The organism is Rhizobium sp. SU303 (assembly GCF_021052345.1).
Classification (GTDB): domain Bacteria; phylum Pseudomonadota; class Alphaproteobacteria; order Rhizobiales; family Rhizobiaceae; genus Rhizobium; species Rhizobium laguerreae.
The window spans coordinates 297,558-311,704 of sequence record NZ_CP088098.1 but is presented as its reverse complement, the minus strand read 5'-3'; the positions used below and the strand labels follow the sequence as shown (position 1 = coordinate 311,704).

Here is a 14,147-nt window from a genome sequence, read left to right as displayed (position 1 = left end):
CTGAAGTGCTCTGGCAGACAATCGCGGGTCCTATCGTCGTTGAAGGGCGAACAACGGCTCGAACAGCCATTCGAGTAGAGATTGGCGCGCGGTCGCAATCCGGGCCGACAATGTCATGCCGGGAAACAGCGCTTGCTGCTTCCCGAAGGCCGTGATGCTCTGCCGTTCAAGGTCGACTGTCACCAGATAGTTCAGGTTGGTGCTCGCGCCGCTGCCACGGTTGATCGGGCTTTTCGACAGGCTCTTGACGCGACCTGCGATCGTCCCGAAGCTCTGGTAAGGGAAGGTATCGATCGCCAGCCGTACCTCCTGCCCGACCTCGACAAAACCGACGGCGGCGTTGGGCATGTCCAGTTGCGCATGCAATGTTGCATTCAGCGGCACGACGCTCATGAGCGCCTGCTGCGTGTTCAGCGGCTCGCCGATCTTGGCCGTGAGGGCAGAAACCGTACCGCCGATCGGCGATCTGATCACATAGGCGCGGGACTGTTCGTTGGTGGCGAGGCCGCGATTGATATCCTCGCGCTGCGATTGGAGTGCTGCGACCTTCTCGTTTGAGCGCGCCTTGACCTGATCGAGCATTCGTTCGGCATCGGAGAGGTCCGACCGCCGTTCCGTCAACGTGCTTTCCAGTACCGCCATTTGCTGACGCCGCTCGGTGAGCGAATCTTCTCTCAACGTCACGTCTCGTCGTGGAACGATACCCTTGTCGACCAGGCCGCGAATGCGCTCGACATCTTTCTCGATCGAGGTGATCAGCTCCCTTTGCAGGGCGATCTGGCTCTGAAGCTTGTCGATCTGCGTCTGGTAACCGGCAATCTGCGCACCGAATTGCGCCGTTTGGGCAATTTCATCGTTTTTGACTTCCGCCAGTTGCTCGCTGATGCTGGCATTCTGCCGGTCGAGCATTTCGGCGACTTTTTCGGAGGCCGATTCACCGCTGACCAGATAGTCCTCGGAGCGCACGGCCACCAGTTCTTGGCCTTCTTCGACTTGATCGCCGTCTGCGACCATCATCTTCATGATGACGCCTGAGCGCGAGGGCATGACGATCGCCACGCCCTTGTCCGGCTGGATAATGCCGGTTGCGGTGACGATGCGGGAATAGCTTGCGATCGAAAGAAAGATCAGAACAACGATGAGGATGCCGGCCATCAGATAGCCGGTGACGTGCCACCCCACTGGTACCGCCATCGACACCGTTCCCGTTAAACGCTGGGACTGCCGTTCGAGGGCTTCTCGGCGAAACAGGCTCATTGTGATTAGATATGGTCGTTAAGGGGAGGAAGGGTGCTCCGCCATTCCGGCGGAGCCCCCATGTTTTAAATCTTAGGCAAAAGCTCTCGCCAGCCTGTAGACACCGTAGACACCGAGGGCAGCGCCACCGACGGCAAGCGCTCCGACGCCGAAGGCGGAAATGCCCACGCCTGCGCCGATCGCTGCGGCGTAGCCGAGAGCGCCACCGCCTGCGAGTGCGGCGGCCCCGTCAATTGCGCCCCGAACCCCGGAGCTGACGCCACCACCGGATACGTGTTCAATCTCGGTGCTCGAAAGTTCTTTGATACCCTGCACTTAACTCACCATCTGTTTGTTTCGGGAAGGTAGTCGAAAACACTACGTGCACGGGAAAATTAGGTAAGCTGCGGGAAAGCGTCAACCTGCAGGCGACAACTTTTGAGTGCTGAACAGCAGTGAATCATAACGGCCGGGAGATTTACGCCTCCCGGCCGTTGAAAAAGTCACAGACTTTTCAAGCCAGACGATAGCATCAGGATGATTTCTTGACGAAAAGCTCGTAGGCGACGAAGGTCGCTGCCATTGCCAGGAAAACCCCGATCGCCAACGGATAATTGGCGGCAGCATTCGGGTCGGTCAGCTTGGGAATGCCGATGACGGCGCCCGCCGCCAAGACCGCCGACAACGCAACTTCCTGCACGATCAATTTTGAGAAGGCTGTCATGATTGACCTCCTGTCGCCTCTGTCTTCTCCACCCAAAGCGGAGCCCAGTCCTTCTGCTTCACCACGCTGCCGATCAGGAAGCATAGCGGCTCGCCGATAAGGCGCACTACCTTGCCGCCAAGCGAGCCCTTCGAACGGCGCCCGGCCTGGTAGGCAATCTCCAGAGCTCGCGCTCTGGCGAGAGGATACATGATTTTTTCTGCCAGCGGGCTTCGGCGCATCAGGCGGACATAGGGGATCGCCCAATATTGATATCCGCGAACCGTCGTCTGGGACAGGGACTGAAAGGTGAATTCCAGATCCGCCCGCCAAAGATCGCGGTCAAGCATGCCGCGCCGGAAGAAATGCGTGCAGATGACACGGCCGCTGCTGTTGCCACCGCCGGAGAGGCCGCCATTATATATGCTGCCCGACGCTCCGGCTGCGAACCCCGCAGTGCCGGCAATACCGGCTTTGCCAAGGCTTCCGGTGGTCGCAAGAGTGCCGCCGGCCGCGAAGGTGCCGCCTATCAGCCCACGATCGACATGGCCGACCCATGAGCCGGCGCCGTTCACGGCGTCGATTTCAAAATCTTCGAGGGGATGGATGTAATATCCGCTGGTATTTGCATTAACACTCTGAACGTCAACCATAGGTGCCTCCGAGGTAAAGCCAAAACCCGCCATATCCGGCGCGCGAGTAGGAGGTTAGAGCAATCAGGGAGAGTATCAAGGCTTTGTTCTCGCGGTTTATACTCGGTCAGCGAGAATATTTCACTGACCATTGACGAAACGCCCCTGAATCCAGTGCTTTGACAACAAGGCCAGCGGATCGATTTTTTTTGCCTTGCCGCCGAGCTTGCGGCTGAGAAATAGCTCGATTTCGCGGGCGCGCACCAGTTTGGTTTGCCAGCCGGCATAGCCATGACCCTCCCGATGGAAGTACAGCGCCGTGACATCGAGACCCGCCTTGCGCAACGCCTTCTCGAAGACTTTCGTCTGTTGGCAACCGACGACCGGATCTTCCATTCCGGCCGTGAGCAGGAACGATCCGCGCAATTTCTCCACATTGTGGAGCGGCGAGAATTCCTGCATCTGCGTGAGATCACCGGGATCATCAGGATTGCCGAAATAGCGGATGACCTGGCCCAGGAACAACCCCCAGCCGACGGGGTTGTTCTGCATCTGGTAGGGCAGATCCAGGATCGCGTAGTCGATGATTGCCGCGGAAAAGAGCCTGTCTTCGCCGGCCATTGCCAACGCGGCCATGAAACCTCCGTAGCTTTCGCCGGCGACCGCAAGCTTGCCTTCGTCCGCGATGCCCTGGGCGAGCAGCCATCGCCCGGCATCGGCGATATCGTCCTGCATCTTTCGCCCGAACTGCCGATAGCCCAGAGATTGGTATCTCTTCCCGAAGCCGGTCGAACCGCGATAGTTGACCGACAGGATTCCGTATCCGCGGCTTGCGAGAAAACTCTTCTCGATGTTGTAACCCCAGCTGTCGTGGCGAGCCGGGCCGCCGTGAGCCATCACGACGGTCGGCACAGGATGAGGCGCGCCAGCCGGAAGCGTCAACAATGCCGGTATTTCCTCACCATCCCCGGCCGTGAAGGAAACAGGCTTCGTGACCGCCGAAAATGAGGATTTGAGCTTTTCCGCCGGCGCGGAAAGGAGCGTCTTGCTCTTGTCCGCCAAGTTTAGAAGGTAGTGCTGGTAGGGTCGTTCATCGTAGGAGATCGCGACTGCAAGCAGCGCACCATCCTTCGAAGAGCCTGAGATTTCGACGTCGGCATGCCCGTCGCGATTCAGAACGAGCTCGGTGAAGATCGTACCCCTTTCCGAAAGGGCGATGTATCGCGGATAGCCGTCGCGAATGACGGCGACGTCAGCCGGTTCGGTGGGCGTAAAGCGCAGCGCGTCTGAAACATCGACATCGCCGTCCTCGGCCAGCACGGTTTCTCTGCCGGTAACCGGGTCCAGCGAAACCAACGCGATCTTGTCCCGCTGACGGCTGGAAAGCGCCTCGAAGGCATTGCCTGACCTGTCCGTACGCCAGATGACCAGCGTGTCATCCGGCTCGACTGCCGCCATCTCTTGCCACGGCTTGTCGGCATCGCTGCAGTGAAGGTATCGCCTCATTCCGGAGGCGGTCAGCTCGACGCGAATGCATGGCACCTGCGCCTCATTCAGCAACCAGCTTTCGGTCGAGCCGTTGTTTTGTTCCACGAGCCGCTTGTCGCGTCCGTCCGCACTGGTTGCATAGAGATCGGCGACAGCGGGGCTGCGATCGTAGGAAACCAGGAATTGGCTGTCTCCGGCGTGTCGAGGTTCAACGATGACCTGCCACGTTTGGAAATCTCTTGGAGTGACGTCGGTCCGTGTCCCGGGTCGCTTGGGATCCACTTCCCACAGGCGGCCTTTCTCGGTGAGAACCAAAAGGTTAGCGTATTGCCGCCAGCCAAAATGGAAGAGGTCGCCTTTGAACGTGGCGATGATGTTAAGTTTTCCGCTGGAAAATTCCCCGACGAAGACGGCGCGCGCGCCTCGTTTGGAACCCCACCATGCGATGAGAGCGCCGTCGAAACTTGGTTCGTATCCCCACCTGGCACGCGTATCGGCGTAAAATCGGCTACTGGAAAGCAAGCAATTCCCTCACTCGTCCACTCTGAGGCACGGTCGACGGAACCTCACTCTTGAAGCGGAACCTAGTGTCGGGCGGGGAATGGTCCAGAGGCAGCAGGCCGCGAGGGCCGCCCCCTGAAGACAATTCTGGGGGCGGCGTACGCTATAATTTCAATAGCGCTCCGGCACATACATTTCAGGCGGAACCGGCGCCCTGTTGTAATCGGCGTTACGGATGCGGTCCGGCAACTGGATCTCCGGTTTCGGAACATCCTCGTAAGGGATCTGCTCCAGAAGATGGGCGATGCAGTTCAAACGCGCCCGTTTCTTGTCTACGGCCTGTACCACCCACCAGGGTGCATCCTCCGTGTGGGTACGCGCCAGCATTTCTTCCTTGGCTTTGGTGTACTCCTCCCAATGGACACGGCTTTCCATATCCATCGGTGACAGCTTCCATTGCTTCAGCGGATCGTGGATACGCATATTGAAGCGGAACTCCTGCTCCTCGTCGGTGATCGAAAACCAGTATTTGATCAGCACGATTCCGGAGCGGACCAGCATGCGTTCGAATTCAGGCACCGAGCGAAAGAACTCCTCGAGTTCATCGGGGGTGCAGAACCCCATCACACGCTCGACACCGGCGCGATTATACCAGCTTCGGTCGAAGAGCACGATCTCGCCACCGGTCGGAAGATGCGGGACATAACGCTGAAAATACCATTGATGGCGTTCCCGTTCGGTAGGGGCGGGCAGCGCGACCGTCCGGCAGACGCGCGGATTGAGCCGCTGGGTCACGCGCTTGATCGCGCCTCCCTTGCCGGCCGAATCCCGGCCTTCGAATAGCACCACCACCTTCAGCTTCTTATGCTGGACCCAATCCTGCAGCCGCACCAGTTCGTGCTGCAAGCGGAAAAGCTCCCGGAAGTAGATCTTTCGCTCGAGCGTCTGCTCCGCCGGTTCCGACATTCCTTCGGCGACCAGATCGTCCAGCCGGTCCTCCTCCATCTGCATTTCCAGCTCTTCATCGAAGCTGTCAGCGATTTCGGCCTTTATGCGGCTGAGTTGGTCCTGAGGTGTTCGCGACATGGGTTTCCCTTCCTGCTTTCGTTGACAGGAGCATGTCAGTGCGAAGTTTATATGACGACCACTGATCGAAGGCTGAAACGGTTTACCCAGGTCTCGCGTTCCAAGCGCGGTTACAGCCGTCCCGTTCGGTATTGGTCGACAAGATACCGGCAGGCGCGGATCGTCAGGGCCATGACGGTGAGCGTGGTGCCGGCGATGCCGCTGCCGGGGAAGGCGCTTGCGTCGGTAACGATGAGGTTCGGGACATCCCAGACCTGGTTGTAGGGGTTGAGCACCGAAGCCTCAGGGGTTTCGCCCATGCGCGCGCCGCCCGTCTCGTGGATTGCCGCGCCCATGCACATGGTCTTGCGGAACCATTTGCGGAACATGAAGCGGCTGAAGGCGTCGGCTTCGGGAAAGGCGCCCTTGCCCATTTCCTTGAGCCCGGTGGGCGAGCCGATGAATTCGAGGTCGCCGCCAATCTCCTTGATCATGGCGATCAACGTCTCCTCCTGCCTTCTGAGCAGCGCCTGCTCCTCCTCCTGCATGACGCAGCGGATATGCGGCACGGGAATATTCCAGGCGTCCTTACGTCTGAGATCGAGCGTGATGCGGTTGTCGGCATAGGGCAGCATGCGGCCGAAACCGAAGAAGGCGAGACGCGCATCTCTGTCCCCGGATACCGGCGCGCGCCCGACGCTTCCCTGGTAGTCGAAATCGCCGCGGGCGGCGTCGCTCTCGCCGAAGCGGGGAATGAAGATCCCGCCCGACGGATTGTAGAACGGGTCGGTCGGCGCGGATTCGTCGGGCGCCCAGCCCTTCGCCTTCGAAAAGGAGCCGAAGGCGAGGCACGGCAACTGGTCCATGAAATAGCGACCGAGAGCGCCCGAGCTGTTGCCGAGCCCATCCGGATGTTTCGCCGAAGCCGAATTCAACAGCAGCCGCACGCTCTCTATCGGCGAGGCCGAAAGCACCACCGTCGCGGCGCGAGCCGTCGATACCGCGCCGGTGTTGCGATCGATGTATTCCGCGCCGGTGGCGCGGCCGGTCTTCTCATCCGTTGTGATGCGGCGAACGACGGCGTCGTAGAGGACGGTTAGGTTGCCGGTCGCCTTTGCTTCTCGCAGCGGTCGCGGCATCCGGTCGGCGTCAGGCGCGATGTAGCGCCAGGAGACGACGCGCCTTTCCGGCCAGCGGCTTTCAACCGCCTGCTTGAAGATCTGTTCGGCGGGCGTCAGGCTTGCCGGCTTCGCATAGATGCCGTCCGGCAATGTGGCCACGTTGTCCTTGTTGCCGTAGAGCCCGAGATAGGTCTCGACCTCGTCGTAGAAAGGCGCCAACTCATCATAGGAGACCGGCCAGTCCACGCCCTTTCCGGCGCGTGAGCGGATCTTGAAATCGTCGTCGGTCCAGCGCAGCAGCACCCGGCCGAAACTGTGGAGGCGCCCACCGCCCTGGCGGCCGCGGATCCAGAGGAAGGGTTCACCCTTCGGCGTCGTATAGGGGTTCTTGCGGTCGTTGACGAAGAAGTGGCTGAAGCGCTCGGTGAAAAAGGCTGCGCGCGCCTGGATCGGCTGACCCTTGAGGGTGGCCCGCGCACGCTCCCAGATATTGATGCTGCTTGCCGGCGCCTTCTTGCGCGCGGGATCGAAATCCTTCGGCCCGACGGCGGGGCCGGCCTCGAGCAGCAGCACCGACAGCCCCTGTGCCGTCAGTTCCTTTACCGAAAAGGAACCCGCCGCGCCGGAGCCGATCACCAGCGCATCATAGACGATCTCAGACATGTCTTTTCAAATCCTGTCCTGGAGCAATCCTCAAAACGGCGCGAAACGCACCCGGAATTGCGGGAAAACAAAGGGATGGTGCGTCACAGCCGCGATCCGTCAGCGCCGAAGAGGGACGCCTTGGCGATATCGAGCCCGGGAGCCAGAGCATAGCCAGGCTCAAGGGTGACATCGCCCATGAGCCGGAGCGAGAGGCTCTGGTCTGCCCAGTCGAACCAGACGACGGCGTCCGAACCCATCGGCTCGACGACGGAAACGCGACCGGGAATGGTGGGCAGGCCGCTGGTGGTGCCATCGAGCACAAGGTGTTCCGGGCGAAAGCCGAGCGTTGCCGGTCCTTCCGCTGCGTCCGCCCGGAAGGAATAACCGGAGAGATCGACAGCGAGCTCCTTGCTCCTAAAGACCGGCGCGCCGTTGCCGCGCTCGATCCGGCCCTCGACGAAATTCATCGCAGGAGCGCCGATGAAGCCGGCGACGAAGAGATTGATCGGACGGCGGTAGATCTCGGCTGGCGAGGCGAGCTGCTGAATCACCCCGTCCCGCATGATGGCGATGCGGTCGGCCAGCGTCAGGGCCTCGACCTGGTCGTGGGTGACGTAGATCATGGTATTGCCGAGGCGCTGGTGCAGCTTCTTGATTTCGACGCGCAATTCGTTGCGCAGCTTGGCGTCGAGGTTCGACAGTGGTTCGTCGAAGAGGAAGACATCCACTTCACGCACCAGCGCCCGGCCGATGGCGACGCGCTGGCGCTGACCGCCGGAAAGCTCGGCAGGACGCCGATCGAGCAGCTTGTCGAGCTGGAGGAGGGCGGCGGTGCGGGCGACACGGGCCTCGATCTCGGCCTTCGGCAGCCCGGCGACGCGAAGGCCGAAGGAGAGGTTCTTGCGGACCGACATGCGCGGATAGAGCGCGTAGGACTGGAAAACCATGCCGATGCCACGGTCCTTCGGCTCCTCCCAGCTGACATTCTTGCCCGAGATCCAGACCTCGCCTGATGTAATGTCCTGGAGACCGGCAATGGCGTTCAAAAGCGTGGACTTGCCGCAGCCGGAAGGGCCGAGCAGCACCAGGAACTCCCGCGGCGCGATATCGACCGACATCTTCTCGATCACCGTATGGTCGCCATAGGCGATCTTCAGGTCCTTGACGGAGACGGCAGATTGCATGGAAGCGTTACCCCTTGACTGCGCCGGCCGCGATGCCGCGCACGAACCAGCGGCCGGACAGGAAATAGATGGCAAGCGGAACGATGGCGGTGAGGATCGTCGCCGCCATGTTCACATTGTAGGTTCGCTCGCCCATCGTGGTGTTGACGATATTGTTGAGCTGCACGGTCATTGGCAGATTGTCGCGGCCGGCAAAGACGAGACCGAGCAGGAAGTCGTTCCAGATGCCGGTGAATTGCAGCATGGAGACCACGACGACCATCGGCACGGCAATCGGCAGCATGATCTCGAAAAAGATGCGCCAGAAGCCCGCGCCGTCGACGCGCGCCGCCTTGCAGAGCTCCTCCGGCACGCTGACGAAATAATTGCGGAAGAGCAGCGTCACCAGCGGCAGGCCGAAGATGACATGCACGAGAATGATACCGGCGAGCGAATTGTAGAGATTGATATTCGCCATCGCCCGGACCATCGGATAGAGGAAGATCTGGTAGGGGATCAGGCCGCCGGCCATCAGCAGGCCGAAGAGCAGGTTTGCCCCGCGCGGCCGCCAGAGCGACAGCGCATAGCCGTTGACGGCGCCGATGAAGACGGAGAGCGCGACCGAGGGGAGGGTGATCGCCACCGAATTCCAGAAGCCGCTGCGAATGCCGACGCAGACAGTTCCCATGCAGGCGCCCGACCAGGCGGTCACCCAGGCGGAGAAATCGAGCGTGGCCGGCAGGGCAAAGATCTGCCCGAGCCGGATTTCGTCCATGGACTTCAGCGAGGTGACGACCATGGTGTAGAGAGGCACAAGGAAGAAAAGTGCGGCGATGAAAAGGAAGGCATAGAGGCCGATGCGCCCGGCGGTGATCTGTGCCGGCTTCGGGCCGTTCGGATGAAGACGGGCCATCACGCGGCTCCCTTCGCTTTGTCACGCATGTGCATGATGTAGCGGAACGGGGCGACCGCGATGATCACGCCGAGGACGAGCACCGTCGCGCCGGCTGTGGCAAGGCCGAGGTTCTGGCGCCCGAACAGATTGTCCATGATGAATTTCGCCGGCACCTCCGTCGCATTGCCGGGGCCGCCATTGGTCATGGCGACGACGATGTCGTAGGTCTTGATCACGCCCATGGCGAGCAGCATGCCGGCCGCGGCCAGCGCCGGCCCGAGCTGCGGAAGGATGATCGAGACATAGATCCGCCAGACGGGAATGCCGTCGATCCGCGCCGCCTTCCATTGCTCGGCCTCGATGCCGCGCATGCCGGCGAGCGCAATGACCATGACGAGCCCCGCGCCCTGCCATACGCCGGCAAGCACCAGCGCATAGATCGCCATGTCGCGATTGACCACCCAGTCGAGGACGAAGCTTTCCCAGCCGAGCGAACGCACGCTCGCCTGGATGCCGAGCGTCGGATTGAGCATCCATTGCCAGATCAACCCGGTCACCACGAAGGACATGGCGTAGGGATAGAGGAATATGGTCCTGAAGGCGCTTTCGAAGCGGATCTTGCGATCCAGCGCCGCGGCCAGCAGGAAGCCGAGCAGCAAACAGCCTGCGACGTAAAGGACGCCGAAGATCAACACGTTTTGCAGCGATGCCAGCCACTTGGCGGAAGCGAAGAGCTTCGAATATTGCGCCAAGCCGACATAGGTCGAGGACGGAAAAAGCGTTGAATTGGTGAAGGACAGCCGGATCGACCAGGCCATGGTGCCGATGAAGACCACGACCGCGACGAACCATGTCGGCAGCAAGGCGATGGTCGCGGAAAGATTGGGCTTGCGTTTGATGGACATCGGCCAGCTCGTTGACGGAGTGGAAGCAGGGCTCGGGCCGCTGCATGAGGCGGCAGCCGGCAGCCGTGGCGTCGGATCAGGCCGACGCCACGGGTACTATCCTACTCGAAGATGGCGAAGAAGTTTTCGGCTGCGGCACCTGCATCGTTCGAGCCGCCACTCCAGTATTCGTCGACGAAGTCATCAAGCGCGCCGACCTGCTGGGGCGTCAGCACGATCGCCTGATCCGGCACGATCGCACCCGCGGCCATCAGCTCGACACCCTTCTGGGCGCAGACGTCCAGTTTCGACTTGTCGACGTCGGAGCGCATCGGAACCGAACCCTTCTTGAGCGCGAATTCGACCTGGATAGCCGGGTCCATGACGACTTCGGCGAGAAGTTTCTGTGCTTTGTCGGTCTCAGTCTTGCCGGTCTTCGGGAACCAGAGGGCGTCGGCGATGTAGACCATGCCCTTCGACTCCGGCACGATCATGCAGCCATAGTCTTTGCCCGGCTCCTTGCCGGCAACGGTGAATTCGCCCTTGGCCCAGTCGCCCATGAACTGCACGCCGGCCTTGGCGGTGATCAGCATGGCGGTGGCGTCGTTCCAGTTGCGGCCGGCTGCACCCGCGTCGACATAGCCACGCAGCTTGCCGAGGATCTCAAGGGTCTTCTTCACGCCTTCGACGGATGCCGGGCTCTTGTCCTTATCGACATAGATCTTCAGGAATCCGTCGATCCCGACCTGCGAGAGCAGGATCATGTTGAAGACCTTGGTTTGCTGCCAGGCCTGGCCGCCCCAGGCGACCGGAACGATGCCGGCAGCCTTCATCTTGTCGAGATCGGCAAAGAGCTCGTCCCAGGTCTTGGGCTCTTGCGAAATGCCGGCCTTCTCGAAGGCTTCCTTCGAATAGAAGATCCAGCTTTCACCATGGGCGCCGGTCGGCGCAAGGTAGACCTTGCCGCCATAGGTGATCAGATCGTGGATCGATTTCGGCAGGGCGTCGGCCCATTTGCCGGAGGCGGCCACATCGTCGATCGGATTGAACAGGCCCTGGTTGATGAAATCTGCGGCAGCGAGACCGATGACGCCCTGCTTAGCGCCGGGCGCGTCACCGGCGACGATACGGTTCTGGAAGGCGGCATCGGCCGCACCAAAGCCGGCGATCGAAGAATCCTTCCAGACGCCGCCGCGCTTTTCGAACTCGGTCTTGATGACGTTGAGGGCCGCCGCTTCGCCGCCCGACGTCCAGGACGACATGATCTCGATCGTCGGCTTGTCCTCAGCATGGGCCGAAGCGGATAGGCCGACGATTGCTGCGCCGGCAAGAAAAAGCTTCATCATGTTCTTCATTGTTCCACCTCTTGAAAATGCCCTCTTTGCGGGGCGTTTTTGTTGTCTTAGGAATGACAGTCAGCGATAGATCGGCAGGAGCGCCTGCCGGACGAGCGTGAGCCCGTTGGCGATGTCGCGGACGGGATCGGGCGCGGCATCGAGTTCGAGGATCGCCCAGCCTTCAAAGGCCCGGTCGCGCAGCAGCCGGATCCAGGCCGGCCAATCGACCCGTCCGAGGCCGAAGCCGCAGAAATAGGGCTGGTGGCGTTCATGGATATGTTTGTCGATCGGTGTGTCGGCGGGCATGGGGCCGATCGCATCCTTCCAATGGGCGATGATCATGCGCTCGTGATGGCGATCTACGAGCTGGACGGGATCGGAGCCGGCCACGATAATATGGGCCGTGTCCGGGCACATGTGCACATAGGTCGGATCGGTGAGAAGCATCATCAGATCGACATCGCGCGCGGCGGCAAAGATCGAGTGCGCCTCGGTGTGCAGCGCAAGCCGCACGCCCCTGGCATAGAGGGTCGCGCCGAGCCGGTTCAGGAAATCGGCGATCACCTTGGCGCGGTCGAAATCGTAGAATTGCACCGGCTGGGCGCCGAGCGTCTGGCGTAAGGGCGCGCCGATCACCATGATGTCGCTGCCGCAGGCTTTCAGGAAATCGGCATATCGTTCGGCCTTGTCGATCAGCGCGCGCTGGGCCTCGGGCTCAGCAAAGTCGCCGGCCGCCTCCAGTTCCGCGAAGAAGCCGCTGCACAGCGTCAGGCCGCGCCTTGCTAGTTCGGCCGCGAAGGCGTCGACGGAACCGTAGGTCTTGATCGCGTCCTGCCAGTTGAAGGGAGAGAAGGTCAGCTCGACGCCGGTCACGCCGGAGGCCTGGACGCTGTCGAGAATCTTGTCCCAGAAGGCGCGGGGCTCGGCACGGGCATAACCGGCGATCGCATCATGGCTGTCGACGCCCCAAAAGCCGGGATGGAAGAATGTCACGAGATCGACGCCGAAGCGCAGCCTGTCGCCAGTAGCCATAACCTGTCCATTTCTCGAGGCATGACCTACCCGCGTGCGGAAGAGCCGTTCCGCATCCAATAAGCCATGGATTTTCAACGCATTAAGAAATGGCAATCGTTTGCCATGGCTAGATAATAGCCAAGCCGGTTTTTTAAGCAAGCGATTTTTGGCAAACGTTTGCTATAAATCGCTCCCTGCCTTAGAGTTGCAATTCAAAACATCCGGGAGAATGAAATAAACATGAACAAAAACAAGGATGTGGTCGGAGAGGAGCCATCGGGCGCGTTGATGGCCGATGTCGCGCGGCTCGCCGGCGTTGCGATATCAACAGTCAGCCGGGCGCTCGCCAATCCCGGACGGGTCAACGAGAAGACGCGCGCCAAGATCAATGCCGCAGCCAGGCAACTGGGCTACACCCCGAACGCCATGGCGCGCGGTCTCAGGGTCGGCAAATCCAACATCATCATGATCATTCTGCCGGGATCGCTCTACTATGGTGCTTCCCAGGTCATTCCGCAGGTGCTGCAGAGTATCAATAAATCGCTGATCCAGGGCGGCTACAACCTGATGATCGCCAACCTCGATCGCGATGAAGTTTCCGAACGGCATATTCTGGACCTCGCTTTCGGCGGCAGCGTGCGCGGCGCCATCATCCTGTCGTCGAAGCTTCCGGAGGTTGACGGGCGCTCGCTGGCCAATTCCGGCCTGCCGATCGTGTCGATGCTGCTCGACATGAGCGATGTCGGCCTGCAGAGCGTCGTGACGAACGACCGCGAAGCCGTGCGCGACGTCACGGCCGAACTGATCCGATTGGGTCATCGGCGGTTCTTCTATCTTGCGGGGCCTGAAGGCAATTATCACGATGTCGAGCGTTATGGCGGCGTACTCGAGGCGCTTGAGGCGGCAGGATTATCAGAGGGCTCGGTGCATCGCTCGGGTGGTCATCTCGATTATCAGCATGGCTTCGACATTGGGGTCCAGGCGGCGGATGATTTCGCCGAGTTGATCGAAAAACCGACAGCCGTCATCGCGACCAGCGATGACATGGCCATTTCATTTGTCAGCCGTATCCAACGGACGGGCCTAAGTATTCCCGGTGATCTGTCCGTCGTCTCCTTCGACGGCTCCCCCGTCTGCGAATTCTGCTCGCCGCCGCTCTCGACGATCAAGCAGCCGGTGGAAGAGATGGGGCGTGCGGCGGTGGATCTCCTGCTCGACGCCATTGACCAGAGGCAGAATACGGCGGCGGTTCGCACCGTCATCCGCAGCAGCCTGATCTTGCGGGAGAGCATCGCTGCTCCGAAGAATTGACGATGCCGGAACCGGTTACGCACAGAGGAACATGGGAACGCTTGCGCGGTCAGTGATGTCACCGACCCTTTAATTCACGGTCGGGAAGCCTCGTAACGACCATGATCCGTCAGAAAAGCTTTGTGCGTTCGTTGAACGCATTCATAGACAAA

The 14,147-nt window shown here is 60.8% G+C and carries 13 protein-coding genes; 1 reads left to right on the top strand and 12 read right to left on the bottom strand.

Going from position 1 to position 14,147, the window contains the following annotated elements:
• Positions 1-30: 30 nt before the first annotated feature.
• The 12 genes from RlegSU303_RS32905 to RlegSU303_RS32850 form a co-directional block, all read right to left on the bottom strand.
• The gene (locus tag RlegSU303_RS32905) at positions 31-1,194 is read right to left on the bottom strand and encodes an HlyD family efflux transporter periplasmic adaptor subunit (RefSeq protein WP_205920765.1); all 1,164 of its coding nucleotides are present in this window, start codon (positions 1,192-1,194) and stop codon (positions 31-33) included.
• A 135-nt stretch (positions 1,195-1,329) separates the two neighbouring features.
• The gene (locus RlegSU303_RS32900; RefSeq protein ID WP_027667324.1) at positions 1,330-1,572 is read right to left on the bottom strand and encodes a hypothetical protein; all 243 of its coding nucleotides are present in this window, start codon (positions 1,570-1,572) and stop codon (positions 1,330-1,332) included.
• Positions 1,573-1,768: 196 nt separating this feature from the next.
• Positions 1,769-1,960 (bottom strand): hypothetical protein, encoded by a 192-nt coding sequence (locus RlegSU303_RS32895; protein ID WP_017958263.1) that lies wholly within the window; start codon positions 1,958-1,960, stop codon positions 1,769-1,771.
• Positions 1,957-2,592 carry a hypothetical protein gene (locus tag RlegSU303_RS32890; RefSeq protein ID WP_017958262.1) on the bottom strand — a complete coding sequence of 212 codons (636 nt, stop codon included), beginning with the start codon at positions 2,590-2,592 and terminating at the stop codon, positions 1,957-1,959. Before RlegSU303_RS32890 ends, RlegSU303_RS32895 begins: the two co-directional genes overlap by 4 nt.
• 120 nt (positions 2,593-2,712) lie before the next feature.
• Positions 2,713-4,581 carry an alpha/beta hydrolase family protein gene (locus tag RlegSU303_RS32885; protein WP_231284090.1) on the bottom strand — a complete coding sequence of 623 codons (1,869 nt, stop codon included), beginning with the start codon at positions 4,579-4,581 and terminating at the stop codon, positions 2,713-2,715.
• A gap of 150 nt (positions 4,582-4,731) precedes the next feature.
• Entirely contained in the window at positions 4,732-5,646 is a 915-nt protein-coding gene (gene ppk2, locus RlegSU303_RS32880; protein ID WP_017958260.1) for a polyphosphate kinase 2, read from the bottom strand.
• Positions 5,647-5,756: 110 nt separating this feature from the next.
• On the bottom strand, positions 5,757-7,409 hold the full coding sequence (locus RlegSU303_RS32875) for a GMC oxidoreductase (protein ID WP_231284089.1): 1,653 nt from the start codon (positions 7,407-7,409) through the stop codon (positions 5,757-5,759).
• An 83-nt stretch (positions 7,410-7,492) separates the two neighbouring features.
• Complete coding sequence (locus tag RlegSU303_RS32870; protein WP_231284088.1) at positions 7,493-8,575, bottom strand: ABC transporter ATP-binding protein; 1,083 nt, start codon at positions 8,573-8,575, stop codon at positions 7,493-7,495.
• Positions 8,576-8,582: 7 nt separating this feature from the next.
• Entirely contained in the window at positions 8,583-9,467 is an 885-nt protein-coding gene (locus RlegSU303_RS32865) for a carbohydrate ABC transporter permease (RefSeq protein WP_231284087.1), read from the bottom strand.
• Entirely contained in the window at positions 9,467-10,354 is an 888-nt protein-coding gene (locus RlegSU303_RS32860; protein ID WP_231284086.1) for a carbohydrate ABC transporter permease, read from the bottom strand. Before RlegSU303_RS32860 ends, RlegSU303_RS32865 begins: the two co-directional genes overlap by 1 nt.
• A 101-nt stretch (positions 10,355-10,455) precedes the next feature.
• Positions 10,456-11,688, bottom strand: coding sequence for an ABC transporter substrate-binding protein (locus RlegSU303_RS32855; protein ID WP_231284085.1), 1,233 nt, complete (start codon positions 11,686-11,688; stop codon positions 10,456-10,458).
• 60 nt (positions 11,689-11,748) lie between these two features.
• A complete protein-coding gene (locus RlegSU303_RS32850; RefSeq protein ID WP_131709585.1) occupies positions 11,749-12,702 on the bottom strand; it encodes a sugar phosphate isomerase/epimerase family protein in 954 nt (317 codons plus the stop codon).
• A gap of 222 nt (positions 12,703-12,924) precedes the next feature.
• On the opposite strand from RlegSU303_RS32850, the gene RlegSU303_RS32845 reads away from it, so the two are divergent.
• Entirely contained in the window at positions 12,925-13,995 is a 1,071-nt protein-coding gene (locus tag RlegSU303_RS32845) for a LacI family DNA-binding transcriptional regulator (RefSeq protein WP_231284084.1), read from the top strand.
• The last annotated feature ends 152 nt before the right edge of the window (positions 13,996-14,147 follow it).